This window comes from Stenotrophomonas sp. LARHCG68, from assembly GCF_052871705.1.
In genome coordinates this window covers 504,699-529,701 of the sequence record NZ_JBIXJV010000003.1, presented here as the reverse complement: position 1 = coordinate 529,701, position 25,003 = coordinate 504,699, and the positions used below count along the sequence as shown (strand labels likewise).

26 protein-coding genes, 2 tRNA genes and 1 other RNA gene are annotated in these 25,003 nt (G+C 67.7%); 15 read left to right on the top strand and 14 right to left on the bottom strand.

Annotation, left to right across the window (positions count from 1 at the left end; translation table 11 throughout):
* Positions 1–26: 26 nt before the first annotated feature.
* Positions 27–1,214 (bottom strand): lytic transglycosylase domain-containing protein, encoded by a 1,188-nt coding sequence (locus ACIPR8_RS13610; RefSeq protein ID WP_313254042.1) that lies wholly within the window; start codon positions 1,212–1,214, stop codon positions 27–29.
* A complete protein-coding gene (gene gloB, locus ACIPR8_RS13605) occupies positions 1,211–1,975 on the bottom strand; it encodes a hydroxyacylglutathione hydrolase (RefSeq protein WP_446541369.1) in 765 nt (254 codons plus the stop codon). The genes ACIPR8_RS13610 and gloB overlap by 4 nt, the downstream gene beginning before the upstream one ends.
* Before the next feature lie 200 nt (positions 1,976–2,175).
* On the opposite strand from gloB, the gene ACIPR8_RS13600 reads away from it, so the two are divergent.
* From ACIPR8_RS13600 to dnaQ, 3 genes are read left to right on the top strand one after another with little or no spacing between them, the layout of a single operon-like run.
* The gene (locus ACIPR8_RS13600; protein WP_446541368.1) at positions 2,176–2,640 is read left to right on the top strand and encodes a hypothetical protein; all 465 of its coding nucleotides are present in this window, start codon (positions 2,176–2,178) and stop codon (positions 2,638–2,640) included.
* A 17-nt stretch (positions 2,641–2,657) separates the two neighbouring features.
* Positions 2,658–3,110 carry a ribonuclease HI gene (gene rnhA, locus ACIPR8_RS13595; protein ID WP_132864874.1) on the top strand — a complete coding sequence of 151 codons (453 nt, stop codon included), beginning with the start codon at positions 2,658–2,660 and terminating at the stop codon, positions 3,108–3,110.
* Positions 3,111–3,118: 8 nt separating this feature from the next.
* Positions 3,119–3,844 carry a DNA polymerase III subunit epsilon gene (dnaQ, locus tag ACIPR8_RS13590; protein WP_313254034.1) on the top strand — a complete coding sequence of 242 codons (726 nt, stop codon included), beginning with the start codon at positions 3,119–3,121 and terminating at the stop codon, positions 3,842–3,844.
* Between the two features lie 17 nt (positions 3,845–3,861).
* On the opposite strand, the gene ACIPR8_RS13585 is transcribed toward dnaQ, so the two are convergent.
* Entirely contained in the window at positions 3,862–4,566 is a 705-nt protein-coding gene (locus ACIPR8_RS13585) for a PP2C family protein-serine/threonine phosphatase (protein WP_132864872.1), read from the bottom strand.
* Between ACIPR8_RS13585 and ACIPR8_RS13580 the strand changes: the two genes are divergently transcribed.
* Both ACIPR8_RS13580 and ACIPR8_RS13575 read left to right on the top strand, forming a co-directional pair.
* Positions 4,549–4,785: a hypothetical protein gene (locus tag ACIPR8_RS13580; protein ID WP_132864871.1), complete on the top strand. Its 237-nt coding sequence runs from the start codon at positions 4,549–4,551 to the stop codon at positions 4,783–4,785. The genes ACIPR8_RS13585 and ACIPR8_RS13580 overlap by 18 nt on opposite strands.
* Positions 4,764–4,854 (top strand) — tRNA-Ser (locus tag ACIPR8_RS13575). Before ACIPR8_RS13580 ends, ACIPR8_RS13575 begins: the two co-directional genes overlap by 22 nt.
* A gap of 296 nt (positions 4,855–5,150) precedes the next feature.
* Here the strand turns inward: ACIPR8_RS13575 and ACIPR8_RS13570 are convergent.
* Positions 5,151–6,611, bottom strand: a complete 1,461-nt coding sequence (locus tag ACIPR8_RS13570) for an MFS transporter (RefSeq protein ID WP_446541367.1) — start codon at positions 6,609–6,611, stop codon at positions 5,151–5,153.
* 592 nt (positions 6,612–7,203) lie between these two features.
* Between ACIPR8_RS13570 and ACIPR8_RS13565 the strand changes: the two genes are divergently transcribed.
* Positions 7,204–7,602 (top strand): DUF6165 family protein, encoded by a 399-nt coding sequence (locus tag ACIPR8_RS13565; protein WP_446541366.1) that lies wholly within the window; start codon positions 7,204–7,206, stop codon positions 7,600–7,602.
* 61 nt (positions 7,603–7,663) lie between these two features.
* Here the strand turns inward: ACIPR8_RS13565 and ACIPR8_RS13560 are convergent, their stop codons facing one another.
* Positions 7,664–8,710: a glycosyltransferase family 9 protein gene (locus ACIPR8_RS13560; RefSeq protein ID WP_446541365.1), complete on the bottom strand. Its 1,047-nt coding sequence runs from the start codon at positions 8,708–8,710 to the stop codon at positions 7,664–7,666.
* Between the two features lie 22 nt (positions 8,711–8,732).
* Between ACIPR8_RS13560 and ACIPR8_RS13555 the strand changes: the two genes are divergently transcribed.
* Genes ACIPR8_RS13555 through ACIPR8_RS13545 form a run of 3 tightly spaced genes read left to right on the top strand, consistent with a single transcriptional unit; the run spans position 8,733 to position 10,625 of the window.
* Positions 8,733–9,482, top strand: a complete 750-nt coding sequence (locus ACIPR8_RS13555; protein WP_132866158.1) for a 3-deoxy-D-manno-octulosonic acid kinase — start codon at positions 8,733–8,735, stop codon at positions 9,480–9,482.
* 1 nt (position 9,483) lies between these two features.
* Complete coding sequence (locus ACIPR8_RS13550; RefSeq protein ID WP_446541364.1) at positions 9,484–10,251, top strand: MBL fold metallo-hydrolase; 768 nt, start codon at positions 9,484–9,486, stop codon at positions 10,249–10,251.
* Positions 10,248–10,625, top strand: a complete 378-nt coding sequence (locus ACIPR8_RS13545; RefSeq protein ID WP_446541415.1) for a nuclear transport factor 2 family protein — start codon at positions 10,248–10,250, stop codon at positions 10,623–10,625. Before ACIPR8_RS13550 ends, ACIPR8_RS13545 begins: the two co-directional genes overlap by 4 nt.
* A 27-nt stretch (positions 10,626–10,652) precedes the next feature.
* On the opposite strand, the gene ffs is transcribed toward ACIPR8_RS13545, so the two are convergent.
* An RNA gene (gene ffs, locus ACIPR8_RS13540) (signal recognition particle sRNA small type) lies at positions 10,653–10,749 on the bottom strand.
* Between the two features lie 313 nt (positions 10,750–11,062).
* On the opposite strand from ffs, the gene ACIPR8_RS13535 reads away from it, so the two are divergent.
* Positions 11,063–11,380, top strand: a complete 318-nt coding sequence (locus ACIPR8_RS13535) for a DMT family transporter (protein ID WP_446541363.1) — start codon at positions 11,063–11,065, stop codon at positions 11,378–11,380.
* 6 nt (positions 11,381–11,386) lie between these two features.
* On the opposite strand, the gene ACIPR8_RS13530 is transcribed toward ACIPR8_RS13535, so the two are convergent.
* The 4 genes from ACIPR8_RS13530 to ACIPR8_RS13515 all read right to left on the bottom strand — a co-directional run bounded on the left by ACIPR8_RS13530 (position 11,387) and on the right by ACIPR8_RS13515 (position 15,668).
* Positions 11,387–11,878 carry a GNAT family N-acetyltransferase gene (locus ACIPR8_RS13530; protein WP_446541362.1) on the bottom strand — a complete coding sequence of 164 codons (492 nt, stop codon included), beginning with the start codon at positions 11,876–11,878 and terminating at the stop codon, positions 11,387–11,389.
* Positions 11,875–14,238, bottom strand: a complete 2,364-nt coding sequence (locus ACIPR8_RS13525; protein ID WP_446541361.1) for a GH92 family glycosyl hydrolase — start codon at positions 14,236–14,238, stop codon at positions 11,875–11,877. Before ACIPR8_RS13525 ends, ACIPR8_RS13530 begins: the two co-directional genes overlap by 4 nt.
* A 71-nt stretch (positions 14,239–14,309) precedes the next feature.
* Entirely contained in the window at positions 14,310–15,266 is a 957-nt protein-coding gene (locus ACIPR8_RS13520) for a hypothetical protein (RefSeq protein ID WP_446541360.1), read from the bottom strand.
* A gap of 309 nt (positions 15,267–15,575) precedes the next feature.
* Positions 15,576–15,668, bottom strand: a tRNA-Ser gene (locus ACIPR8_RS13515).
* Between the two features lie 139 nt (positions 15,669–15,807).
* Between ACIPR8_RS13515 and dnaX the strand changes: the two genes are divergently transcribed.
* The 5 genes from dnaX to ACIPR8_RS13490 all read left to right on the top strand — a co-directional run bounded on the left by dnaX (position 15,808) and on the right by ACIPR8_RS13490 (position 20,516).
* Entirely contained in the window at positions 15,808–17,739 is a 1,932-nt protein-coding gene (gene dnaX / locus ACIPR8_RS13510) for a DNA polymerase III subunit gamma/tau (RefSeq protein WP_446541359.1), read from the top strand.
* A 5-nt stretch (positions 17,740–17,744) separates the two neighbouring features.
* Positions 17,745–18,065 carry a YbaB/EbfC family nucleoid-associated protein gene (locus tag ACIPR8_RS13505; RefSeq protein ID WP_132864806.1) on the top strand — a complete coding sequence of 107 codons (321 nt, stop codon included), beginning with the start codon at positions 17,745–17,747 and terminating at the stop codon, positions 18,063–18,065.
* Positions 18,066–18,156: 91 nt separating this feature from the next.
* Positions 18,157–18,756, top strand: a complete 600-nt coding sequence (gene recR, locus ACIPR8_RS13500; RefSeq protein WP_132864805.1) for a recombination mediator RecR — start codon at positions 18,157–18,159, stop codon at positions 18,754–18,756.
* Between the two features lie 51 nt (positions 18,757–18,807).
* Positions 18,808–19,158, top strand: coding sequence for a histidine triad nucleotide-binding protein (locus ACIPR8_RS13495; RefSeq protein ID WP_132864804.1), 351 nt, complete (start codon positions 18,808–18,810; stop codon positions 19,156–19,158).
* Positions 19,159–19,217: 59 nt separating this feature from the next.
* Complete coding sequence (locus ACIPR8_RS13490) at positions 19,218–20,516, top strand: hypothetical protein (protein ID WP_446541358.1); 1,299 nt, start codon at positions 19,218–19,220, stop codon at positions 20,514–20,516.
* A 69-nt stretch (positions 20,517–20,585) separates the two neighbouring features.
* On the opposite strand, the gene ACIPR8_RS13485 is transcribed toward ACIPR8_RS13490, so the two are convergent.
* From ACIPR8_RS13485 to ACIPR8_RS13470, 4 genes are read right to left on the bottom strand one after another with little or no spacing between them, the layout of a single operon-like run.
* Positions 20,586–21,113, bottom strand: a complete 528-nt coding sequence (locus tag ACIPR8_RS13485) for a Slp family lipoprotein (protein ID WP_132864802.1) — start codon at positions 21,111–21,113, stop codon at positions 20,586–20,588.
* Positions 21,110–23,071: a transglutaminase family protein gene (locus ACIPR8_RS13480; protein ID WP_446541357.1), complete on the bottom strand. Its 1,962-nt coding sequence runs from the start codon at positions 23,069–23,071 to the stop codon at positions 21,110–21,112. The genes ACIPR8_RS13485 and ACIPR8_RS13480 overlap by 4 nt, the downstream gene beginning before the upstream one ends.
* Positions 23,068–24,024 (bottom strand): DUF58 domain-containing protein, encoded by a 957-nt coding sequence (locus tag ACIPR8_RS13475; protein ID WP_446541356.1) that lies wholly within the window; start codon positions 24,022–24,024, stop codon positions 23,068–23,070. Before ACIPR8_RS13475 ends, ACIPR8_RS13480 begins: the two co-directional genes overlap by 4 nt.
* The gene (locus ACIPR8_RS13470; protein ID WP_446541355.1) at positions 24,025–24,978 is read right to left on the bottom strand and encodes an AAA family ATPase; all 954 of its coding nucleotides are present in this window, start codon (positions 24,976–24,978) and stop codon (positions 24,025–24,027) included.
* Between the last annotated feature and the right edge of the window lie 25 nt (positions 24,979–25,003).

Here is a 25,003-nt window from a genome sequence, read left to right as displayed (position 1 = left end):
GCGTTCTGCAATCGGAGGGGCGCGGCTTATCGCGCTTCTTCGTAACGCAGCACCATGCCGGGCTTGAGGACGGCGCGCGCATCGAGGTTGTTGAACGACAACAAGGCCTTGACCGGGATCCCGTAGCGACGGGCGATCGACCAGGCCGATTCGCCATTGCGGACCGTGTGGCGGCGTGCGCTGCTGCTGGCCGAAGCAACCGCGCGCGGAGCGGCCGGCGCGTTGCGTGCTGGTGCTGCGGCGGGCGCAGGCTCGGCGGCGGCGAGCACCGGGACGTCCACGGCGCCGCCTGCCAGGGCCGGCGCGAGTACGGCGGTGCCGGAGCGGGCGGCGGTCAGGGCCGGGTTGAGGCGGGCGATGCGGGCCGGGTCCAGCGCGTTCTGCGCCGACCAGGCCGCCAGCGAGGTGTTGGCTGGCAGGGTGTGCCCCTTGAGGATCGGAACCGGCCGATCCAGGGCGGCCATCAGGTCGGGTTCGCCTTCGGCCTGCTCCAGCACGCAGGCCAGCGCATGCAGCTTCTCGACGTAGGAATAGGTGATCGGGGACAGGCCGGGCAGGGCGCTGGCGTCGGCATTCTGTGCGTTCATGCCGCCGCGGCGCAGGGCCTGCAGGATGCGGTATTCGCCGGCGTTGTAGGCCATCACCGCCAGCTCCCAGTCTCCGGCGAACATGCCGTGCAGGGTTTTCAGGTAGCGGACCGCGGCACGGGTGGAGTCCACCGCCGAGAGGCGACCGTCGTAGCCGCCTTCCATCGGCACGCGGTGGTTGCGCGCGGTGGTGGCGATGAACTGCCACAGGCCGGCCGGACCGCTGCTGTTGCGGGCGCCCGGGCGGTAACCGCTCTCGACGAACGGGATCAGGGCGAACTCGGTGGGCAGGCCGGCGCTGCGCAGTTCATCGACCACGTAGCCGAACAGCGGCAGGGCGTCGTCGTCGATGTTGCCCAGCCGGCTCGGCGCATGCGCGAACTGCTTGCGCCAGCGCGGGCTGGTGGCTTCGGCATCGCATTGCGGTGCGGCCAGGCCTTCGCGGAAGTTGCTGAAGATCTCGCGGCCGTTGCGGGTGGTGGCAGGCGGCAGGGAGTCCGGGTCCAGCGGCAGGGCCGCGGCAGTGGCCAGGTTCTGGCTCAGGCCGGCGGGGAGCGACTGGGCGCTGGCGGCGGCGCTGGCGCCGAGCAACAGCCCGAGCACCAGGGAGAGGCTGCCCCGCTTCACGCGCGGAAACCGTCTTTCCAGCGCCGCAATCCGGCGAATACGTCCACCTCGTCGGCCGGGAACTGGCCCAGGTGGGCGGCGACGGCGTCACGGATGACGGCTTCGCCCGTGCGCAGGAAGGGATTGCATTGCAGTTCGTTGGCCAGTACGGCGGGAACGGTGGGACGGGAACGGCTGCGCATGTCCAAGGCTTCCTGTTGGCGGCGTTGCAATGCCGCGTTGGTGGGATCGACATGCCGCGCGAACACGGCATTGGCCAGCGTGTACTCATGCCCGCAGCAGACCCATGTCTGCGGGGGCAGGGCGGCCAGGCGCTTGAGCGAGGCCAGCATCTGGGCGGGCGTACCTTCGAACATGCGCCCACAGCCCAGGCTGAACAGCATGTCGCCACAGAACAGGTGGTTGTGGCCGAAGTACGCGATGTGGCTTCGGGTGTGGCCGGGTACCGCCATCACCGAGAGGTCGAAGCCGGACAATTGTACCCGGTCGCCATCGGCCACCTGTTCATGTTCCAGGCCGATGCGTTCATCCACGGGGCCGAACACCCTCAGGCGCGGCCACTGCCTGCGCAGTTCGGCCACCCCGCCGATGTGGTCGTCGTGGTGATGGGTGAGCAGGACGGCAGCAGGCTGCATGCCCTGGGCGACAGCCTCCAGCACCGGCCCGGCCTCGCCCGGGTCGACGAAAACGGCGCGATCGTCGGGCGTTTGCAGCGCCCAGATGTAGTTGTCCTGGAATGCAGGCAGGGCGGTCAGTCGCATAGAATTGGAAAATGCCTGCCGCCCCGTCCCCCCGTCAAGCTGCAGTCTCGCCCTGGTTTGAGATGGCCGGGGCGCAGGCGATGCGGGATTGGGAGCACCGGCACCTGCTCCAGCGCCTGCACGGCGTGCCTTCACAGCCTTGGCTGTGGCTGTCCCCCAATGCGGCATGGCGGCCCGAAAACGGTCCGGCGGGACGTGGATTGCGCCTGCACCGGGAGGGCAACGGCGGGCACTGGTTCGGCGACCTGCATTGCGGACTGCCGCTGCCATTGCCGGCCGAAGGCCTCAACGCGATCGTGATCCAGCACGCGGCCTCGGAGGACCTGGACCGCTTGCTGGCCGAGTGCGCGCGGGTGCTGATGCCCGGCGGACGCCTGTGGATGACGCTGCTCAACCGCTACAGCCCGTACCGGGCACATTGGCAGTGGCAGGGCGCGCGGCCGGCCTCGATGGCGCGCAGCCGCGTGCTGCTGAAACGGCATGGCATCCGTTGCCAGACCGTGCAGTATTACGGGCCGCTGTGGAGCCAGGCCGCCGATGCCCCGGGCAGCGGGCTGCCGGCCTTGCGCGCCTTGTGCGTGCTGGAGGCGGAGAAGCGCACCGAGGCGCTGATCGGGCCGATCAAGGCCAGCCGTGCAGGCTGGTCGCGGCCGGTCGTGACCTGAACAACTTACGGAACTACATGAAGTCAATCGAAATACATACCGACGGCGCCTGCCTCGGCAACCCGGGGCCGGGCGGCTGGGCGGCCCTGCTGCGCTACAAGGCGCACGAGCGGGAACTGAGCGGCGGCGAAGCGCACACCACCAACAACCGGATGGAGCTGATGGCGGCCATCGCCGGGCTGGAGGCACTCAGCGAGCCGTGCAACATCATGCTGCAGACCGACTCGCAGTACGTGCGCCAGGGCATCACCGAGTGGATGCCGGGCTGGGTGCGGCGCAACTGGAAGACCGCCGGCGGCGACCCGGTGAAGAACCGCGACCTGTGGGAGCGCCTGCACACCGCCACCCAGCGGCACCAGATCGAATGGCGCTGGGTGAAGGGCCACAATGGCGACCCTGACAACGAACGCGTGGACCAGTTGGCCCGCGATGCAGCAATCCGCGTGCGCGATGGCGCCGCAAGCAACTGAGGTAGGCCATGCGCCAGATCATCCTTGATACCGAAACCACCGGCCTGGAATGGAAGAAAGGCAACCGCGTGGTCGAAATCGGCTGCGTGGAGCTGCTGGAGCGCCGTCCCAGCGGCAACAACTTCCACCGTTACATGAAGCCGGACTGCGACTTCGAGGCCGGTGCGGCCGAAGTGACCGGCCTGAGCCTGGACTTCCTGGCCGACAAGCCGCGCTTCGACGAAATCGTCGATGAGTTCCTGGCCTACGTGGACGGCGCCGAGCTGATCATCCACAACGCCTCGTTCGACATGGGCTTCCTGGAGAACGAGATGGTGCTGGCCGGCAAGGGCCGGCTGAGCGAGCGGGTGACGGTGACCGACACCCTGGCGATGGCGCGCGAACGCTTCCCGGGCCAGCGCAATTCACTCGATGCGCTGTGCAAGCGCCTGGGCGTGGACAACTCGCACCGCCAACTGCACGGCGGCCTGCTCGATGCCCAGATCCTGGCCGACGTCTACATCGCGCTGACCTCCGGCCAGGAAGAGATCGGCTTCGGCCAGCCCGAGGCGGAGAAGGCCAGTGCCGCCGGCACGATGCAGGCCTTCGACGCTTCGGTGCTGTTGCCGCGGCCACAGGTGGTGGCCACGGCGTCTGAGCTGGAGGCGCATGAGGCGCGCCTGGCCAAGCTCCGCAAGAAGGCTGGTCACGCCTGGTGGGATGGCGAACGCGCGCCGGAACCCGAACCGGCCTGAGGCCGGGAGCCGCTGCCTCAGTGGCAGCGGACGAGGATGGCGGTGATGTTGTCCGAGCCGCCGCCATCCAGCGCGGCGGCGACCAGCATGTCCACGCATTCCTGCGCGCTGCAGTCGGCGTGGCCGAGGGTTTCGGCCAGGCTGCGGTCGTCCACTTCCTCGGTCAGGCCGTCACTGCACAGCAGCAGTTGCATGCCTGGGCGCAGCTCGCCGGTCATGGTGGCGACGTTGAGGTGGGCCGGATCGGTGACGCCGAGCGCCTGGGTGACGACATTGCGGTGTGGATGGGCGCGGGCCTGCTCGGCGGTGAGCGTGCCCTGGGCAATCAGCTCCTGCACGTAGCTATGGTCCTGGCTGAGCTGGCCCAGCTTGCCGTCGCGCCACAGGTAGGCGCGGCTGTCGCCGACCCAGGCCACCTCGAAGCGGTTGCCCTGCACGCGCGCGGCCACGACGGTGGTGCCCATCGGCAGGCTGTCGTTGCGGCGGCGCGAGGTGCGGATGATCTCCTCGTCGGCGATGCGGATGGCCTGGGCCAACGCGGTGCCGTTGCGTACTTCGCGCACGATGGTCTCGCGTGCCAGCGCGCTGGCGACCTCGCCACAGGCATGCCCGCCCATGCCATCGGCGACCAGCCAGAGGCCCAGCTCGCCGTCACCGTAATAGGTGTCTTCATTGAGCTGGCGGCGCAGGCCGACGTGGCTGAGGTGTCCGAATTCGATCATGGGTGCCCGGAAGGGCGCGGCGTATGGAGAATCCGCATCATCGCGTTCATGGACGTGTACGGCAAGCGGCGGCAGGGGGCCAGCCAGCTGCGGGAAAGGTTGCCGGACGTGGCGTTGATCGGTTCGATGATGAAAAAGCGCTTGTCGGCTTGGCCGAAGCCCCTTATCATTCGCAGCCCGGCTCGCCGGGACCATCTGGAGAGGTGGCAGAGCGGTTGAATGTACCTGACTCGAAATCAGGCAGGCGTTTATAGCGCCTCGGGGGTTCGAATCCCCCCCTCTCCGCCAGATACATGAAAAAAGCCGCCTCCGGGCGGCTTTTTTCATGAGGCATCGTTCGGGTCGTATCCGCCCGGGGCTGGAACATGCGAGAGGGATCGCGGGGGGATGAGAAGCCCCGCCGGGGTTCGACCGCCGGCGTCAGCCGGTGGGACGGCGAAGCCGCCCGAAGGGTGAGGCGCGCAGCGTCGAATCAATCCCCTATCCGCCAGGTAGAAGAAGGCCGCCCGAAGGCGGCCTTCCTCATCGCGCGGTGGTACCTGGCCGCGTGCAACCCGGTGGCATTCCACGCGGGGCCGTGCCGGTCAGTGCCCGCCCTGGGCGGCCAGCTTGTCCAGGTCGATGCCCTGCTTCTTGAGGATGCCGACGGTGCGCAGCGCGTAGAACGCCAGGTAGCAGAAACACAGCACGCCGACGACGAAGCTGTAATGGATGCCGATGCGGTCGGCCAGCGCGCCCTGCGCGAAGCTGACCACGCCGCCGCCCATGATCATCATGATCAGCAGGCTGCTGCCCTCGTTGGTGTTGCGGCCCAGGCCGGTGATGGCCAGGGTGAACACGCATGGCCACATCGTGCTGCAGAACAGGCCTACGCTGATGAAGGCGATCACGCTGGTCATGCCGGTGGTGAACATGCCCACCAGCAGCGCGGCGATGCCGCACAGCGCGAAGTACAGCAGCATGCGCGCCGGGTTGCCCTTGCTGGCCAGGGTGGCCAGGATCATCAGCACGATCACGCCAGCGTAGCCGTAGAACTGCGAGATCTCATGCCGGGCGATGGCATTGACCGCCAGGAACAGGCCGAAGGCGATGTACGGCAACAGCAGGGTCAGCCAGCGCTTGACGTTGTTGCCGACGTCGAACGCGCCGGCCGCGCCGCTCCAGCGGCCGATCATCAGGCTGGCCCAGTACAGCGACACGAACGGGGCGATCACCGACACGTCCAGCCCGAGGCCGCCCTGGTCGACCGGCAATTCCAGGTAGGCCGGCAGGTTGGCGATGGTGGACACCTCGACGCCGACGTACAGGAAGATCGCGATCATCCCCAGCACCAGCTGCGGGTAGGAGAATGCCGAGCGCTTGTGGATGAGCTTGTCGCTGTCCTGGGCCTCGTCGGCCGCCAGCGCATCCAGGTCGATGTGGTTGGGCAGCGGCGAGAACTTCAGCAGCAGCGCCACCAGCACGAACACGCCACCGAGCACGAGGTAGGGCGTCTTGACGCTTTCGATGCTGGCTTCGGTGTTGCCCGAGGCCACGCTGCCGAAGATGGCGAAGCTCACCAGCAATGGCCCGATGGTGGTGCCGAAATTGTTGATGCCACCGGCCAGGGTCAGCCGCTGCGCGCCGGTGGCCGGGTTGCCCATCACCACCGCCAGCGGGTTGGCGGCGATCTGCTGCAGCGAGAAGCCCAGGCCGACGATGAACAGGCCCGACAGCATCAGGCCGAACGAACCGAGGTTGGCGGCCGGGTAGAACAGCAGGGTGCCGACGGCCGAGATCAACAGGCCCAGGCTGATGCCGTTCTTGTAACCGATGCGGTTGAGCACGTCGGCGCCGATCAGCTTGGAGGTGAAGAAGTAGAACAGCGAGCCCACCGTATAGGCGACGTAGAAGGCCAGCGCCACGTACTGGCTTTGTGCCTGGGTCAGGTGGAAGGCGTTCTTGAAGACCGGGATCAGGATGTCGTTGCTGGCAGCGACGAAGCCCCAGAAGAAGAACACCGTGATGAGGACGGCAAACTGGGACCAGCGGGTTTTTTGGCTCATGGAGTAGTCATCGCGGCAGAGGAGGGCAGGTGTCCCGGTGCTGTGCGGCTTCCCCTGCGGGAGTTGCCGGCGCGGTCCGTCACACATGCAGGGGTGCAGCGGACATTGCGTGCCCGGTGCCGTGGGGCGATGCAAGGCCAGCTGCATGATCTGGACTCGACCCACGCGGCGGGTGTCGGAAGCGACGGTGGCGGCCGTCAGGCCATTGGCCGACCTCCCCCGGTTCCCCGATTTCCCCGCGTGCAGTCATGGCATTGCCCGTCCGAGCCAGCCGGCGACGGTTGTACAGAGCGTTTGTCGGCACTGTCAACGAAGACTTTCAGCCGTTACCAAGTTCGCTGCCGCGTGGCCGGAATGGCGTGTGCACAGCGGCCCGCGTCGCCGCAATGCAGCATCGCCCGACGATGTGCCGCAATGCGTGGATGCGGACCGCCGGACGCATGCCGCGATGCTGCGGGGACCTGCCGCCCGTGCAGGAAAAGGGCGGCAAATGCCTCTGGTACGCCGGGCGGCGGTCGGGCCGAGGAGCAGGGAGGGGCACTGCGATGCCATGCGCGGCTACACTGTGCGCCACGTTTCGCAGGTGTGCCCCATGTCTGAAATCCTGGTCCCCGTTTCCTTTGGCGAGCTGCTCGACAAGATCTCGATCCTGCAGATCAAGTCCGAGCGGATGAGCGATGTGGCCAAGCTGGCCAATGTGCGCAATGAACTGGCAGCGCTGGACCGCACCTGGGCGGCCCACCCGGCCGCGGCGCAGGACATCGCTGCGCTGCGCAGCGAGCTCAAGGGGGTCAACGAGCGGTTGTGGGACATCGAGGACGACATCCGCCTGAAGGAGAAGGCGCAGTCCTTCGACGACGGCTTCGTGCAGCTGGCGCGCAGCGTCTACTTCCAGAACGACGAGCGCGCCCGGATCAAGAAGGCGATCAACCTAGCGCTGGGCTCCAGCTACGTGGAAGAGAAGTCCTACCAGGACTACCGCGCCGGCTGAGCCGGAGGAAGCCGCGCCAATTGAAAAGGCCGCCCTGGGGGCGGCCTTTTCGTTGGGCGGATCAGTGGCCATGGTCGCTGCGGTAACGCTCGAAGGCAGCGATGGCGTCCTCGACGGTGATCAGTGACATCACCTCGTCGAACTCGATCTTGGTGCCCCATTTCAGCGCGCTGGCCGGCTTGTGCAGGTAGCGGCGGGCGGCGTCGTCGTAACGGTCCACGCAGTAGCGGCGGTCCGAATAGGGGCCGCTGCGTGCCGGATTGCTGGCCGCATGCAGGCCCAGCACCTTGGTGCCGACCGCATTGGCGATATGCATCGGCCCCGAGTCCGGGGTGACCAGCAGGTTGGCGCGGGCGAGCAGGGCGGGCAACTGCTTGAGCGTGTCCTTGCCGACCAGGTCCAGGGCCGGGTGTTGCATCGCAGCGAGGATGGCGTCGGTGGTGTCGCGTTCCAGGTCGCTGCGGCCGCCGCACAGCACCACCCGCCAGCCTTGGGCAGCGGCGTGGTCGGCCAGCGCGGCGTAGCGCTCGGCGTACCAGTTGCGGCGCTGGTGGCTGGAGCAGGGCGAGATCATCAGCACCTGGCGGCCATCGTCCTGCCATTGCGCGGCGGCCCACGCATGGGCGTCGGCCGGCGTGGTCAGGTCCCAGTTGACCTCGGTCTGCTTCAGGCCCAGCGGCTCGCAGAAGCTGCCGATCGCATCGAGCACGTGGATGCCGGGGCGGTCGGGGATGCGCTCGTTGATGAAAAGCCCGTGCAGGTCCTTCGAACGTGACTTGTCGTAGCCGATGCGGCGCCGGGCCGGGATGAAGGCCGACAGCACGTTGGCACGCAGCGCCACCTGCATCTGCAGCAGGGCCTCGAAGCGCCCCTCCGGCAATTCGCGACGCAGCGCACGCATTCCAGCCAGGCCGGTGTTCTTGTCGTAGACGTGGAAATGCACGCCCGGCAGCCCGTCGAGCAGCTTGTGGCCGGCCTTGTCGATCACCCAGTGCAGTGGCGTGCCCGGCAGGCCCTGCTGCAGGGTGCGTACCAGCGGCACCACATGGGTCACGTCTCCCAGCGCCGAGAGGCGCAAGAGGCACAGTGGGGAGGACGTTGCAGGCATGGTGTTGTTAGACTCGCTAAGAATGGTCGCATTCGACGCCACTGAAGCTCTGACGCCGTGCCGCGAAGGTCGTGGATACGGTGCCATTCTGTTCGACCGCCAACGCCTGCGGCAAGCCGAGCCGACGCTGTTTTCCCCTGCGCATTGGGGCGACAAGGCACGGCCGGTGGGCGAGGGCGGGCGTGGCGGCGCGTGGTTCGTGGATGCGCCGTTCGGGCATTGCGTACTGCGCAACTACCTGCGCGGTGGGGTGGCGGCCAAGTTCAGCCGTGACCGTTACCTGTGGCAGGGCCCGGACCGCACCCGCAGCTTCGCCGAATTCCGGCTGATGCGGAAGCTCATCGCGCACAAGCTGCCGGTGCCGCAGCCGCTGGCCGCGTTCTACATGCGCGATGGCGTGCGTTACCGGGCGGCGATCCTGATGGAGCGCCTGGAGGACGTGCGTTCGCTGGCCGACCGCGCGCAGGTGGCCGGGCGTGGCGCCCCCTGGGAAGAAGCCGGGCGGCTGATCGCCCGTTTCCACCGGGCCGGGTTGGACCATGCCGACCTGAATGCCCATAACATCCTGTTCGACGCCAATGGCCGTGGCTGGTTGATCGATTTCGACCGTGGCGTGCTGCGCATTCCGGCCACGCGCTGGCGCGAGCGCAACCTCAAGCGCCTGCTGCGTTCGTTGCTCAAGCTGCGCGGCGAGCGCAGCCGCGAGGATGTCGAGAAGGACTATGCACGGCTGCGCCGTGCCTACGATCTGGCCTGGAACCGGGGCGTGTGAGATGAGTTGGGCAGTACGTTTCCTGGGCGTCGGCAATGCCTCGGCGGTGGAACTGGGCTCGCCGATGGCGGTGATCGAGCGCGACGGCCAGCCATGGCTGACCATCGACTGCGGTGGCGAGGGGCTGACCGCCTACCGCGCGCACTACGGCGCGCTGCCGGAGGCGCTGTTCATCACCCATGTCCACCTGGACCATGTGGCCGGCTTCGAGCGGCTGTTCGTGGATGCCTTCTTCAACCGGCAGCGGCGCGGCAAGGTGCGTGTGTACGTGCCGGCCACGGTGGTGCCGCTGCTGCACAAGCGCATCGGTGACTACCCGAACGTGCTGGCCGAAGGTGGTGCCAATTTCTGGGATGCGTTCCAGCTGATCGTGGTCGGGGACGCGTTCTGGCACCAGGGCGTGCGGCTGGAGGCATTCCCGGTGCGCCACCACTGGCCGGAGACCGCCTATGGCCTGCGCCTGCCCGGCGCACTGGTATGGAGTGGCGACACCCGGCCAATCCCGGAGATGCTGGCCCGGTATGCCGGCGACAACGAATTGATCGCCCACGACTGCGGGCTGCACGGCAACCCATCGCACACCGGCGTGGACGACCTGGAGCGGGAGTACGACGCGGCCACGCAGGCGCGCATGGTGCTCTACCACTACGCCAGCGCCGCTGATGGCCAGGCGCTGCGCGCACGCGGGCATCGGGTGGCGGAGCCGGGTGAGTGCATTGCACTGGCCGATTGCAGCGGTCCGCAGGTCGATCCTGCGACCTTGCCCTGAGCATGCACGGCCTGTCCACCTCTGCGGCGTTGGCCACCGAGCTGGAAATGCGTGAGCGGGCGCTGCATACCGCCGAGGTGCGGGCTGACCGGCAACGGCTGGAAGCCCTGCTGGACGAAGACTTCAGCGAGGTCGGCCAGTCCGGCCGCTGCTACACGCGCACGCAGATGTTGCGGCACCTGCCCGCCGAAGGCGCGCAGGTGGATATCGAGGCGAAGGACTTCGTGGTGGCACTGCTTCTTGCCCAGGTGCGCTATCGCAGCCGTTATCGCCACGCCGGGCAGGCAGACGCGTGGGCCGAGCGCAGCTCGCTGTGGCGGCGGCACGGTTCGCGCTGGCGGCTGTGCTTCCACCAGGCCACGCCCGCGCGCTGAGCGCGGCAACCCCGCAAAAAGGCGGTGGCCCCGCCGGCTGACCTCGGCGCCCGCGTCGATCGATACCGTTGCTGCCTTCCGGCCCTGGCGGGATTTTCGACCTAGCGTCGCGAGGGGCCGACGGGGCCACCATAGAGACGGTTTGGCCGCGCAATGCGCGGCCATTCGCAATCCAGAAAGTGTTGGGGCGATGGGATCATCAGCCGCCGCAGCTCACGGACCGGACACAAACTGGAGCAGGTCCTGTCGTGCGCGGCGATTGTAGCCCATGCCGGGGCTGCGCGGCCAGATCCGTGTGTAAACCCCGTGTAACCCGTGACGCCGCGTTGACGGCCATCGCCGGCCGGCTTGGCTAGAATGCGCCCCACAACGGAGGACGACCTCCCCCATCGCGGGAACCCATCCAGGACGGCCTGGCCCCTTCAAGGAGCCCTGTCATGGCTTGGATCTATCTGTTGGTCGCGGGTGTGCTGGAAATCGTCTGGGCATTGGCGATGAAGCAGTCCCATGGTTTCACTCGCCTGGTCCCCAGCGTCATCACCCTCGTCGGCATGATCGCCAGCTTCTGGTTGCTGGCCGCGGCCATGCGCACCCTGCCGCTGGGCACGGCGTACACCATCTGGACCGGTATCGGCGCGGTCGGTGCATTCGTCATCGGCATCACCTTCCTGGGCGAGCAGGTCAGCGCGATGCGTATCGGCGCGGCGGTGTTGATCGTCAGCGGCCTGGTGCTGATGAAGTTGTCCAGCAGCTGAGGCGGCTCAGCGCTCGTCCAGCAGCAGTCGCATGTCCACCGCGTCCAGGCCGGGGCCGTGGCCATTGGCCACGCGGCCGGTCACGCGGAAGCCCAGCCCGGCGTAGAACGCCTCGGTGTGCTGGCTGGTGCTCAGGACCACCTGGCGTACCTGCGGGTGCTGGTGTGCCTGTTGCAGGCGCGCCAGCGCCAGCTGCCGGCCCAGCCCTTGCCGCTGCCATTGGCGCGCGACCATGCCCCAGCAGAAGCCCGCCGTGCCGTCCGGGCTGAGGGTCAGGCCACCGCAGGCCACGACCCGGCCCGCGGCTTCAATCACCAGATAGCCGTGTTCACCTGCCAGCGCGTCCAGGAAGCGCGCGAAGTCGGCACGTTCGCCGGGGGCGAAGTAGTCGGGCGTATTGCCGTCGAACAACGCCAGGCAGGCTGCAGCGTCGGCCGCGCGGTAAGCGCGCACGTCGTGGACAGGCGCGCGGGTGGTGGCGGTGCCGGGTGGGTTCATCGAATCACCGGGCCGGACTGGGAATAGGGCGCGATGGCCGCCGCGGAAGGCCACTGCGTGTTCGGCTCGGCCTGCATGCGGAACTGCAGTTCGCCGCCGGCCAGGATCTCTTCATGGGTCAGGAATACGCGGTCCATGGGCTTGCCGTTGAGGGTGACGCCGCCCACATAGGTGTGCGCGTCATCCAGCCCATCGGCAACGATGCGGAACTGCTTGCCGTTGGGCAGGTTCAGCGTGGCGCGCGGCAGGAACGGGCGGCCGAGGATGTACTGGTTGCTGCCCGGCGTGACCGGGTAGAAGCCCAGCGCGGTGAACACGTACCAGGCCGACATCTGGCCCAGGTCGTCATTGCCGGCCAGGCCATCGGGGCGCGCGGCGTACTGGCTGTCCATGATCTGCTTCAGGCGTGCCTGGCTGCGCCACGGCTGGCCGGCGTAGGCGTACAGGTAGGCGACGTGGTGGCTGGGTTCGTTGCCGTGCGCGTACCAGCCGATCAGGCCGGTGATGTCCTCCATGTGCGCGAAGATCGCCGGGTCCACCTTGGCCTCGAACACCGCGTCCAGCCGTTGCAGCAGGCGCTCGCGGCCGCCGTGCGCTGCCGCCAGCCCGGCCACATCCTGCGGCACGTACCACGAGTACTGCCAGGCATTGCCTTCGGTGTAATCGCTGCCGTAGCCGCTGGCACTGGGATCGAACGGCTCGCGGAAGCTGCCGTCGCGCTGGCGTGCACGCATGAAGCCGGTGGCCGGGTCGAAGGCGTGCTTCCAGTTGGCCGCGCGCCGGCTGAACTCGCCGGCCACCGCGTCCTTGCCCATCGCCTGCGCCACCTGCGCGATGCTCCAGTCGTCATAGGCGTATTCAAGTGTCTTGCTGGCCGCTTCGCCTTCCTCGTCGATCGGCACGTAGCCCAGTTCGCGGTACTGCGCGATGCCGTCGTACGGGCCGTAGTTGGCGCTGGCGACCATGGCCTGCAGGGCTTCATCGGTGTCGTACCCGCGGATGCCCTTCATGTAGGCATCGGCGATCACCGGCACCGCGTGGTAGCCGATCATGCACCACGTCTCCAGGCCGTGGAACGACCACACCGGCAGCACGCCGTACGGGCTTTCGCGGCGCGAGGCGAGCAGTGAGTTGACGAAGTCGTTGGTGCGTTGCGGTGGCTGCAGCAACGTCGTCAGCGGATGCAGGGCACGGTAGGTGTCCCACAGCGAGAAGGTCGAGTAGTTCGTCCAACCCTTTGCCTGGTGCACCGCATTGTCCGGCCCGCGGTAGCGGCCATCACTGTCCATGAACAGCGTCGGGCCGAGCAGGGTGTGGTACAGCGCGGTATAGAAGCGGGTGCGCTGCGCGGCGTCGCCCTGGGCATCGACCGCGCCCAACGCGGTGCTCCATTGCTGCCTGGCTGCCGCGCGCATGCCATCGAAGTCCCAGCCCGGTGCTTCGGCATCGAGGTTGGCGATGGCGTTGTCTTCGCTGACCGGCGAGATCGACACCTTGACCAGCAGCGGCGTGCCGGCATTCGGCGCCACGTCGAAAGCGGCGACCAGTTGCCGCCCTTCGATCTGCGCGCGCTGCGCCGGGTTCTTTTCGGCCGGCGGCGGGAAGCCCTTGTAGGCCACGTCCTGCTCGGTGTCATGCAACTGATGGCCGGCAAGCGGCTGCGAAAAGCGCAGCGCGAAGTACAGCTGCCGGCCCGGCGCCCAGCCGCGCGTTTCGCGGAAGCCGGTGACCGTGCCATCGGGGCGCACGCGGATGCGCGACCACAGGATCTTGCCCGGGTAGTCGTACATGCTGGTGCGCAGGTCCAGCAGCACGTGCGCAGGCTGGCCGGCCGGGAAGCTGTAGCGGTGCATGCCCACGCGCGCGCTGGCGGTGAGTTCGGCGCGCACCTTGTAGTCGTCCAGTGTCACGGAGTAGTAGCCGGGCTGTGCGGTCTCGCTGTCATGGTTGAAGCGCGAGGTATAGCCGCTGCCCGGCTGGTCGGGGTTGCCGCGTTCAAGCGTGAGCGCGCCGGTGGTCGGCATCAGCAGCAGGTCGCCCAGGTCGGAATGGCCGGTGCCTGAGAAATGCGTGTGCGAGAAGCCGACGATGGTGCTGTCGTCGTAACGGTAGCCTGCCGCCCAGCCGTAGCCGTCCTTGCGCGACTGGATGCGGGTATCCGGTGAGAGCTGGACCATGCCGTAAGGCACCGTGGCGCCCGGATAGGTATGGCCTTCGCCACCGGTGCCGATGAACGGGTCGACGGCGGCGTAGGCCGATTGGCCGGCATCAGGAGCTGCGGCCCGGGATAGCGAGGGCGCGGCGGTGAATGCGCCCGCAAGGGTTGCCAGTGCCAACAGGGTTCTGCCGAGCTTCTTCATCCTGCACCTTTTTAGATCGGTCTAAATTCAAAAACTAGCACGCCAAAGTTGGAACGACATCTGGCGGTGCATCACGCAGGGATGCCGTGAACTTTGAGGAGCTCTAGAGCGTTTTCGGACATTTTCGCTACCCAGTGCTCCTGCGCAGGCAGGAATCGCGGGGGAACCGGGTTGAGCGCGTGCAGGTTATGAATGACTGCCGCCAGGTGCTCCTTTTTCGGTGTTCCGGGGTCGGTGGTGATCAAGGCTTCTTCCTGTAAATCCAGCGCCATTACTGCTGATACCGACCTGTAGGTGGCATTGAGGAAGTTGTCCGCGGGGATGAATGCCACTTTTCCATCCAGGCCCTCCTTGTGCAGGCTCGGACGGTGGGAGTGATCCGCGTCGACTATTCTGCCGGTGGCCCTATCCATGTGAAATCGCTGGGCACCAACCGAGTAAAGGACCTCGCAGGCCGTCGGAATCTGGCTGATGCCATTCAATGTACGGAAACAGTTCTGCAGGAGGTGTTGGTTGATGGCGATCACGTACGGGTCCGAGCTGCCGACGATCCCTTTCCCCAGATAGCCTGCTTGATTTCGGGCTGAACCCGTCAGCTTTTCATGCTTTTCTTTGAGTGCGCTCGTATAGCGCAAGGCGATTTCCGTGTGCGGGTAGCTCGATACACCGTTGTCGTCCCCGATGGAGAGCCAATTCGGGGCGATTCCACGTGGTTCAGGCGTTACAAGTTCTATCCACACTGAGATGTTGTCTTTGGTGGCTTTGAAGTCTGGGCCCGTATGGGTGCTTGCAAGGGTGAACCCACGGTCCAGGAGGTGTTTGGCGAGCAGCATTTCTGCCAGGCGCTGTTGGTGTTCACTGTCTCCGCCCGTGGCCAATCTTTGGGAGAAATGCGGGTCAGCCAATCCGAGGTCATGGAACTGATCAAACATGGCGGAGAGTTCCTTGATCAGCTGATCCCGATAATGCGTGCGGGCCGCACGCCATCGGTTTCCGACTCTGAGAAGGAAATCTGTCTTGTGCTGCATGGTGATCCCCAGTCCGGTGGGTCGTCCTATTAGTGCTTGAAGGCGCCGCGCCCGGCAAATTCGGTCGAGTCCAGAGGACTGGAGCACATGCTTTCCCTGGGGCAAAAGAAAAGCCGCCCAGTGGGCGGCTTTTCTTTATTGTCTGGCGGAGAGAGGTGGATTGATTCGGTGCTACGCACCTCACCCTTCGGGCGGCTGCGCCGTCCCACCGGCTGCGCCGGCGGTCGAACCCGTTGGTGCTCTCAACTCCCATGCTGTCCGCCCCATAACTGAAAAAGCCGCCCACAAGGGACGGCTTTTTCAGTTATCTGGCGGAGAGAGGGGGATTCGAACCCCCGAAGCGCGGTTTAGACGCTTACACACTTTCCAGGCGTGCTCCTTCAACCACTCGGACACCTCTCCGGATCCTGCCGCTGTAATGCCTCAGCAGGGGCGCAGATTCTATAGGGACTGGCCGCCGGCCACAAGCACCCCCTGAACAGGGTGCTGGCGGACAGGGTGGGCATGGCACAATGGGGCTTCAGATGAAGACGGTTGCCTGATGTCCTATCTCGTCCTTGCCCGCAAGTGGCGTCCGAAGCGTTTTGCCGAGCTGGTGGGCCAGGAACACGTGGTCCGCGCGCTGAGCAATGCGCTCGACAGTGGCCGCGTCCACCACGCCTTCCTGTTCACCGGCACCCGCGGTGTCGGCAAGACCACCATTGCCCGCATCTTCGCCAAGTCGCTGAACTGCGAGCAGGGCACCAGCGCCGACCCGTGCGGCCAATGCCGGGCCTGCCTGGACATCGACGCCGGCCGCTACATCGACCTGCTGGAAATCGACGCCGCCTCCAATACCGGCGTGGATGACGTGCGCGAAGTGATCGAGAACGCCCAATACATGCCCTCGCGCGGCAAGTACAAGGTCTACCTGATCGACGAAGTGCACATGCTGTCCAAGGCGGCGTTCAACGCCCTGCTCAAGACGCTGGAAGAGCCACCGGAGCACGTGAAGTTCCTGCTGGCCACCACCGACCCGCAGAAGCTGCCGGTCACCGTGCTCAGCCGCTGCCTGCAGTTCAACCTCAAGCGCCTGGACGAGGAGCAGATCCGCGGCCAGATGACCCGCATCCTTACCGCCGAGGAGATCGCGTTCGACGACAGCGCCCTGGTGCAGCTGGCGCGTGCAGCCGATGGCTCGCTGCGCGATGGCCTGTCGCTGCTGGACCAGTCCATCGCCTATGCCGGTGGCGCGCTGCGCGATGACGTGGTGCGCGCCATGCTGGGGACGGTCGACCGCACCCAGGTGGCGGCGATGCTGGACGCACTGGCCGATGGTGATGGCACGCGGCTGCTGCAGGTGGTCGCGGCGCTGGCTGATTTCTCGCCGGACTGGAGCGGCGTGCTGGACGCGCTGGCCGAGGCGCTGCACCGCATCCAGGTACAGCAGCTGGTCCCGGGCACCGTGGTGCCGGGCGAGGGCGTGGATGCGGTGGCCTTCGGCCAGCGGTTGCGCCCGGAAGTAGTGCAACTCTGGTACCAGATGGCCCTGGGCGGCCGTCGCGACCTGCACCTGGCGCCCAGCCCGCGTGCCGGTTTTGAAATGACCGTGCTGCGCATGCTGGCGTTCCGTCCGGCCGGCGCGGTACCGGCCGTGCCGGAAGGCTCGGGGCAGGGCACTGGGGAACAGGTCGGTGCCGCAACGACGGGCAGCGGTGTGACGGCCGCGGCCGTTGCCGCGCCAGTGACTGCGTCCAAGCCGGTTGCTGAGCCCGTGGTGCCGGTGGCACCGCCTGCAGCCGTGGCCGACGTGGCTGTGGCACCGGTGAAGCCGGTCGCGCCGGTCGTGGCCGCATCCGAGCCGGCGCCGCCGGCCAAGTCGCAGGTAGCCGATGACGACCTGCCGCCGTGGGCGGTGGAGGCGGCCGAAGCCGCCGCGCGTGACGAGGCGATGGCGGCGGAAATGGCGATGTCCGAACCGGTCGAGGAAGCCCCGGTACGTCAGGCCGCGCCGGCGGTTCCGGTGGCCCCGACCGCGCCAGCGCGCCCGAGCGGAATCGAGATCGCCCCGGCCGCCAGGCCGGCGGCCACCGGCACTGGGCGCGCCCTGGACAGCGCCGAACAATGGCTGGACCTGATCGTCGACAGCGGCCTGTCCGGCCCGTCGCGCGAACTGGCGGCCAACGCGGCGTTCGTCAGCTTCCAGAACGGCGTGCTGAAGCTGGCGCTGCTGCCGGGCTTTGAGTACCTGCAGTCCGAGCGCGCGTTGGCGACGCTGGCGCAGGCCTTGTCGCAGGCCTTGGGCAGCACTCCGAAGATCGTGATTGAAACCGGCAACGTCCAGGCCGAGACGTTGCACGAGCGCGCTGATCGCCAGCGCGGTGAGCAGCAAACCGCGGCCGAAGCCGTTTTCATGGCCGACCCCCAGGTGCAGCAGCTGATCCAGCAGGGCGCCCGGGTCGTGGCCGACTCCATCCGTCCCTTCAAAGAGTAAGAACCATGCGCGGCAATATCGCCCAAATGATGCAGCAGGCCCAGAAGATGCAGGAGAACCTGCAGAAGGCCCAGGAAGAAATCGCCAAGCTGGAAGTCACCGGCAGCGCCGGTGGTGGCATGGTCAGCGTGACGCTGACCGGCACCAAGGAGTGCCGCAAGGTGCGCATCGATCCGTCGGTGCTGTCCGACCAGGAGATGGTGGAAGACCTGATCGCCGCCGCCTTCAATGATGCCTCCAACAAGATCGACGCCGAATCGCAGAGCCGCATGGGTTCGGCCACGGCCGGCATGAAGCTGCCGCCGGGCATGAAGCTGCCGTTCTGATGATGCTGGCGCCGGCCGGGCCGGCACCTGCGTTACCCGCGTCGCGAAGCCTCCGGGCTTCGCGCGCTTGTTTTGAAGAGAGCCTGTCGCGATGAGCCTGCCGCTGCTGGAACAACTGATCGAAGCCTTCCGTGTGTTGCCGGGCGTCGGCCAGAAGACGGCCCAGCGCATGGCTTACCACGTGCTGGAGCGCGCACGCGACGGCGGCCAGCGCTTGTCCGAGGTGCTGGCCGAGGCCATCGAGAAGATCGGCCACTGCGAGCAGTGCCGGGATTTCAGCGAAACCCCGGTGTGTGCGGTCTGCGCCAGCAGCAGCCGCGAGCGGCAGACGCTGTGCGTGGTCGAATCACCGGCCGACCGGCTGGCGATCGAGCACGCCACCAGCTATCGCGGCGTGTACTACGTGCTGCAGGGGCGGCTGTCGCCGCTGGACGGCATTGGCCCGCGCGAGCTGGGGCTGGACAAGCTCGAAGCCCGGTTGGCGCAAGGCGAGGTCACCGAGCTGATCATCGCCACCAATTCCACCGTCGAAGGCGAGGCCACCGCGCACTACCTGGCGCAGCTGGCGCGCCGCAACAAGGTGCGGCCCAGCCGCCTGGCGCAGGGCCTGCCGCTGGGGGGCGAGCTGGAGTACGTGGACCGCGGCACCTTGTCGCACGCCTTTGGCAGCCGCAGCGAAATCAGCGAATAAGCCACGGCGGGGCGGTAAGCTGTAGGCCGTTCAACGCCAGTGAGCCGTCGCATGACCGATACGATTTTCGGCAAGATCATCCGCCGCGAGATTCCCGCCAACATCGTCTATGAAGACGACGAGGTGCTGGGCTTCAAGGACATCGCCCCGCAGGCACCGGTGCATGTCCTGTTCATTCCCAAGAACGACGTCATCCCGACCCTGGATGACCTGCAGCCCTCGCAGGCGCACCTGGTGGGCAAGCTGGCCCTGGCTGCTGCCGAGTACGCGCGCAGGGAAGGCTTCGCGCAGAACGGCTACCGCATCGTCATGAACTGCCGCGAAGATGCCGGCCAGACGGTGTTCCACATCCACCTGCATCTGCTGGCCGGCGCGCCGCTGGGGCATTTCGGCGCGGCGTGAGCCGACATCGTTGGGTTTGACGACGCGCGGAACACGGTTCCGCCATGGGGGGGTGTTCGGTGGCTGGAGGCATCTGCAGGCGCATTGGCCTGCTGTTCGTGTTGTTCCCGTCGGCAGCATTCGCACACGGCTTGCCGGAGGCATCCGTCGCCAGCGCGGCCTTCCAGCGCATGCAGCAGCTGTGTACGGCCGATGATGGCAAGACCTGGGGCGTGAGCCTATGCGGGCCGGTGCTGTTGGCCGACCCGGCCAGCCGCCAGTTCATTGCCAACATGGACGGCGTGGATGCCGCGCTGGAGCGCGAGGGCGCGCTCTTCCGTGGCCGCTTGCCCGACAAGGTGCCGGTGGCCAACACCGCGGTGGATTGGAATGGGCGTACCTGGACGATGTTGATGCTGCCGCTGCCGGAAGATCCGGTGGCGCAGTCCATCCTCTTCATGCACGAGGCCTGGCACCGCATCCAGGCGCAGATCGGCCTGCCGGCCACCCATGCCGATCAGGACCAGTTGGAGACGGCGCAGGGGCGTACGGCCCTGCGGCTGGAGCTGCGTGCGCTGCGTGCCGCGATGGAGGCAACGGACGCGGCGCAGCGGCAACGGGCCAGCCGTGATGCCTTGACCTTCCGGGGCTGGCGGCAGGCGCGTTTCCCGGAGGCGCGCGCTGCCGAGGATGCGATGGAGCGCCATGAGGGCATCGCCGAGTACACCGGCCGCATCCTCGCGCAGGATGCGGCGCGGGAAGCGCACCTTGCCGAACACCTGCGCCGCGGCGACGGCGTGACCGCCTATGCCCGTTCCTTCGCCTACTACACCGGGCCTGCCTACGGTGTCCTGCTGGACCGGGCCGCGCCGGACTGGCGCACCCGTTGGAACCGGAAGGACGGATTGCCACAGCTGCTTGCGGTCGGCCTGGGGGTACCCATCGACGCCGATGACGCCGCGTTCCGGCGTGCTGGCGCGCGCCATGGGCTGGCCGAGGTCGAGGCCGAGGAGGCCGCCCGTGCCAGGCAGCAGGCCGAGGTGGTGGCGGCCCTGCGTGCGCGGCTGGTCGATGGCCCGGTACTGGGCGTACCGGTGAACGGTGCCAGCTTCAGTTTCGATCCGAACCGGGTGACGCCGCTGCCACCGCAGGGTGCGGTGTACGGGGTGATCCGCGCGGCAGCCGACTGGGGCGTGCTGGACGTGCGTGGTGACGGGCTGTTGTCCAGCGACTGGAAGCGGCTGTCAGTGGCCCATGCCGGGGCACGGCAAACGGCCGAGGGCTGGGCGGGCGAGGGATGGGAGCTCACCCTCAAGCCTGGCTGGGTGCTGCGGCCTGATGCCCGCGAGGGCGACTGGACGATCCGCCGGCAGGAGTGAGTTCTCCTGCCGCCACGAAAAACGCCGCCCGGAGGCGGCGTTTCCTGTTTGCCGTGAGCGCTGGGCGTCTTACCACCAGCCGCCGCGCCAACCCCAGCCCCAGCCGGGACCCCAACCCGGGCCCCACGGGCCGTACGGGTAGGCAGGCACCACTTCCACTTCACGCTGCACCGGCCACAGGTAGACCACGTCGGCGTTGATCTTCGGCAGTGGGTAGTCGTACTCGCCGATCTTGGTGGTCTGGTAACCATCGATGCGGCCGATGAAGGTCACGTCGCGGCCCGGCTCGAACACCGCCGGGTCGTAGAAGCCGGCGCGGCAGGCGATGAAGCGGCCGTCGCTGGCGTCGGAGGAGGTGCTGCTCGGGCGACCGGTACCGGTGAGCGGACGGGCGATCATCTGGAAGCAGGTCTCGCCCTGGCTCGGCAGGGTTTCAATGATGCGACCACCCCAGCGCACCGGCGTACCGGTCTGCTTCTGCGCCACCGAATCACGCGGGGAAACCGTGCTGAACTGCCCCTGCAGCGGCTTGGGAGCGGTGGCACAGGCGGCCAGCGTGAGGCTGGCGGCGACAATCAGGGCAATGCGGGTGTTCATGGTGATGCTCCGGGTTTCGGGCGGTGCCTGCGCAGGTCCCGCAATAATGAAACGTGGTCGGACAGGACGCCAGCGTAGCGTGCGTCGGCGAAACGTTTGCTGAGTGCCATCAGACCGCTGCCCGGGTAGCGGAGTTCCACCCGGCGCGCCCAATCGCCGGCCGGCTCGTGGGGCTCGCGGGCCAGGCCGAGGCGGGCATAGCGCCGGCCCAGCCGGTGCCAGGCGCGCAGCAGCGGGTCGCGCTGGCGCTCGCCGCGTGCCAGCAGCCAGGCCATGCCTCCCATGGCGATTACGGCGAAGCCGGAGAACAAGGCAACCAGTTGCGAGGGCGACAGTTCCCCCACGCCGAAGGGGCGCAGCAGGTGCTGCTGGCGCTGGGCATCGAAGGAAAGGAAGGCGGTGTTCCAGCCACGGCGCATCCAGTCCCCGAACTGCACGATGCTGTCCCAGCGACCGGCCAGGTCCAGTCCGTCAGCAGCAGCGCCATCAAGGGCGAGGCGGTCTTCCAGGGTGTCGTAGATGCGCTCCGGGGCGACCGCGGCGGTGGGGTCCACCCGCACCCAGCCGCGTTCGGGTAGCCATACCTCGGCCCAGGCATGGGCATCCAGCCGCCGGACTACCCAGTAGTCGCCGAAGCGGTTGCGTACGCCCCCCGCATAGCCGGTGACCACGCGGGCCGGGATGCCGGCGCCGCGCATCAACACCACGAAGGACGAACTGAAGTGCTGGCAGAAACCCTGCTTCTGGTCGAACAGGAACTCATCCACGCTGTGGCGCCCGGGCAAGGGCGTGGACAGCGTGTAGGCGAACTCGCGATGGATCCAGTCCAGGCTGCGCTGCACGATGGCAGCATCATCGGTGCCGGCCTCGCTGCGCCATTGCCGGGCCAGGGCGAGGGTCCGAGGGTTGAAGCCATCGGGCAGTTGAAGGTTCATCCGGCGCCCGCCGGGCGAGAGTGCGTCGGCAAAAACCGGGGAGGTCGAGGATTGCAGTCGCCAGCGGGTCAGTGCGGACAGCGGGCGGGCACTGGTGAGCGAGAACTCGGCGTCCATCTCCGCGTCTTCCGGCGCGTGGGTGGGTAGATCAAGGGCGACGAGCTGGCGGTTGTCGGTGGGCTCGTACTCGATCTGGTAGTCCCAGCGCGTGGCATCGGCATTGAAGCGCGGTGGCGCTGCGTCGCGCCGAGCGTCCGCCCGGACCCAGAGGCGGCCGTCAAACCGGCTGAGCACGGGCCCCCGCCAGTAGCGTTGTTCGGGCGCGGGCGTGGCGCCGAAGAACTGTGCGCGCAGGGCGGGCGCATCGTCGGCCATCAAGTCCAGCCAAGCGCTGGGGTCCATGCTGTCGGACAGGCCGGGGCGGCCCACCGCACGTTCGGGAATGCCCCAGAGCGGACTGCCCAGGCGCGGCACCAGCCAGAACGCCGCCATCGCCAGTGGCAGGGCAAGCGCCATCAGGCGGCCTACCGTGCGCAGTTGGGCCGTCACGGGCAAGGGGGCGATGCCGGCTTCCTCATCGGCCAGCCGCTGCAGGGCAAGCAGTGCGCTGGTCACTGCGGCCACGGCCAGCAACAGGGTGGTCGGACTCTGGTCGAGCAGGAACGCGGCAAAGGGCGCGAACAGCGCGAAGCCGATCAGGCTGCGTGCATCGCGCAGGCTGCGCAGCTCGCTGGACTTGATGGCCAGCATCGCCGCCAGCAATGCGCAACCGGTGTCCCGACCTGGTCGAGCCCCCATCTGCCAATAGATCGCCACCAGCATGGCCGCGACCAGCAACAGGCGCAGCACCAGCGGCGAGGCATGCCGCCAGGACAGCGCCGCCACGATCACCGCCGCCGCGGCGATCACGCCTGCCAGCGCGCCAGGCAACTGCAGCAACAGTGGCAACAGGGCCAGGGCGGTGGTCAGCATCGCCCCGCTGCGTGCGGTGTTGCTGGCGTCAGGAGCGTTGTCGCGCTTCATGCGGGCGGTAGCAGGGCAAGGGCGCGCAGGCACAGGTGGCGATGGGCATCGCCGCTGGCCGGGCCGATCGGTGGGGTGCCGGGCAGGCGCAACTGGTAACGGCGGCCCTCGCGTTCGGCATCGTTCACCCAGCGTGCGAGGCGGGAGATGCGGCGCTCATGGGGCAGTGCATGCAGCTGCTGCCAGTCCAGTACCAGTTCGGTGCCGGCCGGGCGCTCGTACTCGCGCACCAGCAGCGTGTCGCGGCGTGCGGAGTGCTTCCAGGCGATGGTCCGGCGTGCATCACCGGCACGATAGGGCCGCAACTGCTGCAGTTCGTCGCCCTGCGGATGCACCCGGGTGCGCGTGGAATGGTTGCCGGTATCCGGTAGGGGCGGCGGGTTGGCTTCGGGCGTGGGATAGACCAGCAGCGGTGCTTCGGGCCAGAACCAGCTCCACGCACGTACCAGGCCAAGCGGTTGGGTGGTGGAGACGCGGATGCGCGACAGGTCCATCCAGCCGCGCGCGGTGGTGGGCAGCCATAGGTCGGCCTCGGCCTGGCTGTCCTGGGCCAGGCTGGCGTTGCCGTGGACCTGTTCGTGGTCGAGCTGCAGCGCACGTCGGCTGCGGCTGTCGCTGCGTGACAGCGCGAGCCGCAACTGGATGGGGGTGCCGGCCGCCACCGGCTCGGCGGACATCGCCTCCAGGCGGAGGCCGGACAACTGCAGGTGGGCGTACACGGCACTGGCCATGGCGGTGGTGGCCAGCACCAGGGCCAGCAGCAGCGCCGGGTTGTTGTTGTAGTTCAGTGCGCCCAGCAGCATCACCGCCAGCAGTGCGGCCAGGAACAATCCGAAGCGGGTCGGCAGCACGTAGATGCGGCGCCGGTCCAGTTGCACCGGCAGCGCTTCGGGGTGGCGTGGGCGCGCCAGCCATTGCAGTGACTGCAGGCGCTGCCGCAGGCGGTCGATCATTCAATCGACCTTGACGCTGTGCAGGATGGCGCGTGCCAGGGTCGGGCCGGACGAGGACTCGGCCTCGGCGACCAGCCGGTGCCCGGCCACGGCGATGAACAAGGCCTGCACATCCTCGGGCACCACATGCGCGCGGCCCAGCAGCAGCGCATGCGCCTTGGCCGCGCGCAACAACGCGATGCCGGCGCGCGGCGACAGGCCGACCTTCACCCCCGGATGCTGGCGACTGCGGGTCAGCAGCGCCTGCACGTAGTCGATCAGTGCGTCGCTGGCGTGCACCTGTTCCACCGCCTCGCGCAGTTGCAGGATGTCCTGGTCGGACAGGCGGGGCGTGGTGCGCGCGATCAGGTCACGGCGGCTGCCGCCACTGAGCAGCGCGCGTTCGGCCTGGGCATTCGGGTAGCCCAGGGTCAGGCGCAGCAGGAAGCGGTCCAGCTGCGAGTCGGGCAGCGGGAAGGTGCCGGACAGGTCCACCGGGTTCTGCGTGGCGATCACGAAGAAGGGATCCGGCAATGCATGCGTGACGCCGTCCAGGGTGACCTGCTGCTCGGCCATCGCTTCGAGCAGCGCGCTCTGGGTGCGCGGCGGCGCGCGATTGATCTCATCGGCCAGCAGGACGTTGCAGAACACCGGCCCGGGATGGAACTGGAAGCTGCGGCTCTGCGCGTCGTAGACCGAGATGCCCAGCACGTCGGCCGGCAGCAGGTCCGAGGTGAACTGCACGCGCTGGAACTGCAGGCCGAGCGTGGAGGCCATGGCGTGGGCCAGCGTGGTCTTGCCGAGCCCGGGCAGATCCTCGATCAGCAGGTGTCCCCCGGACAACAGGGCGACAAACGCCAGCCGTACTTCCTGCGCCTTGCCCAGCAGCAGGGCGTTGACCTGTTCCTGCGCCTTGTGCAGGGAGGGCAACGTGACATCGGTTAGCATTCCGGGTGTGGCCAGACTCATGGTCATCTCTCGATTCTTGCAACTTTGAGGA

Coding starts and splice junctions, on each gene's coding strand:
- gloB (WP_446541369.1), bottom strand. CDS start 1,975: ATGCGACTGACCGCCCTGCCTGCATTCCAGGACAACTACATCTGGGCG.
- rnhA (WP_132864874.1), top strand. CDS start 2,658: ATGAAGTCAATCGAAATACATACCGACGGCGCCTGCCTCGGCAACCCG.
- dnaQ (WP_313254034.1), top strand. CDS start 3,119: ATGCGCCAGATCATCCTTGATACCGAAACCACCGGCCTGGAATGGAAG.
- ACIPR8_RS13585 (WP_132864872.1), bottom strand. CDS start 4,566: ATGATCGAATTCGGACACCTCAGCCACGTCGGCCTGCGCCGCCAGCTC.
- ACIPR8_RS13570 (WP_446541367.1), bottom strand. CDS start 6,611: ATGAGCCAAAAAACCCGCTGGTCCCAGTTTGCCGTCCTCATCACGGTG.
- ACIPR8_RS13565 (WP_446541366.1), top strand. CDS start 7,204: ATGTCTGAAATCCTGGTCCCCGTTTCCTTTGGCGAGCTGCTCGACAAG.
- ACIPR8_RS13560 (WP_446541365.1), bottom strand. CDS start 8,710: ATGCCTGCAACGTCCTCCCCACTGTGCCTCTTGCGCCTCTCGGCGCTG.
- ACIPR8_RS13555 (WP_132866158.1), top strand. CDS start 8,733: ATGGTCGCATTCGACGCCACTGAAGCTCTGACGCCGTGCCGCGAAGGT.
- ACIPR8_RS13550 (WP_446541364.1), top strand. CDS start 9,484: ATGAGTTGGGCAGTACGTTTCCTGGGCGTCGGCAATGCCTCGGCGGTG.
- ACIPR8_RS13535 (WP_446541363.1), top strand. CDS start 11,063: ATGGCTTGGATCTATCTGTTGGTCGCGGGTGTGCTGGAAATCGTCTGG.
- ACIPR8_RS13530 (WP_446541362.1), bottom strand. CDS start 11,878: ATGAACCCACCCGGCACCGCCACCACCCGCGCGCCTGTCCACGACGTG.
- ACIPR8_RS13525 (WP_446541361.1), bottom strand. CDS start 14,238: ATGAAGAAGCTCGGCAGAACCCTGTTGGCACTGGCAACCCTTGCGGGC.
- ACIPR8_RS13520 (WP_446541360.1), bottom strand. CDS start 15,266: ATGCAGCACAAGACAGATTTCCTTCTCAGAGTCGGAAACCGATGGCGT.
- dnaX (WP_446541359.1), top strand. CDS start 15,808: ATGTCCTATCTCGTCCTTGCCCGCAAGTGGCGTCCGAAGCGTTTTGCC.
- ACIPR8_RS13505 (WP_132864806.1), top strand. CDS start 17,745: ATGCGCGGCAATATCGCCCAAATGATGCAGCAGGCCCAGAAGATGCAG.
- recR (WP_132864805.1), top strand. CDS start 18,157: ATGAGCCTGCCGCTGCTGGAACAACTGATCGAAGCCTTCCGTGTGTTG.
- ACIPR8_RS13495 (WP_132864804.1), top strand. CDS start 18,808: ATGACCGATACGATTTTCGGCAAGATCATCCGCCGCGAGATTCCCGCC.
- ACIPR8_RS13485 (WP_132864802.1), bottom strand. CDS start 21,113: ATGAACACCCGCATTGCCCTGATTGTCGCCGCCAGCCTCACGCTGGCC.
- ACIPR8_RS13480 (WP_446541357.1), bottom strand. CDS start 23,071: ATGAAGCGCGACAACGCTCCTGACGCCAGCAACACCGCACGCAGCGGG.
- ACIPR8_RS13475 (WP_446541356.1), bottom strand. CDS start 24,024: ATGATCGACCGCCTGCGGCAGCGCCTGCAGTCACTGCAATGGCTGGCG.
- ACIPR8_RS13470 (WP_446541355.1), bottom strand. CDS start 24,978: ATGACCATGAGTCTGGCCACACCCGGAATGCTAACCGATGTCACGTTG.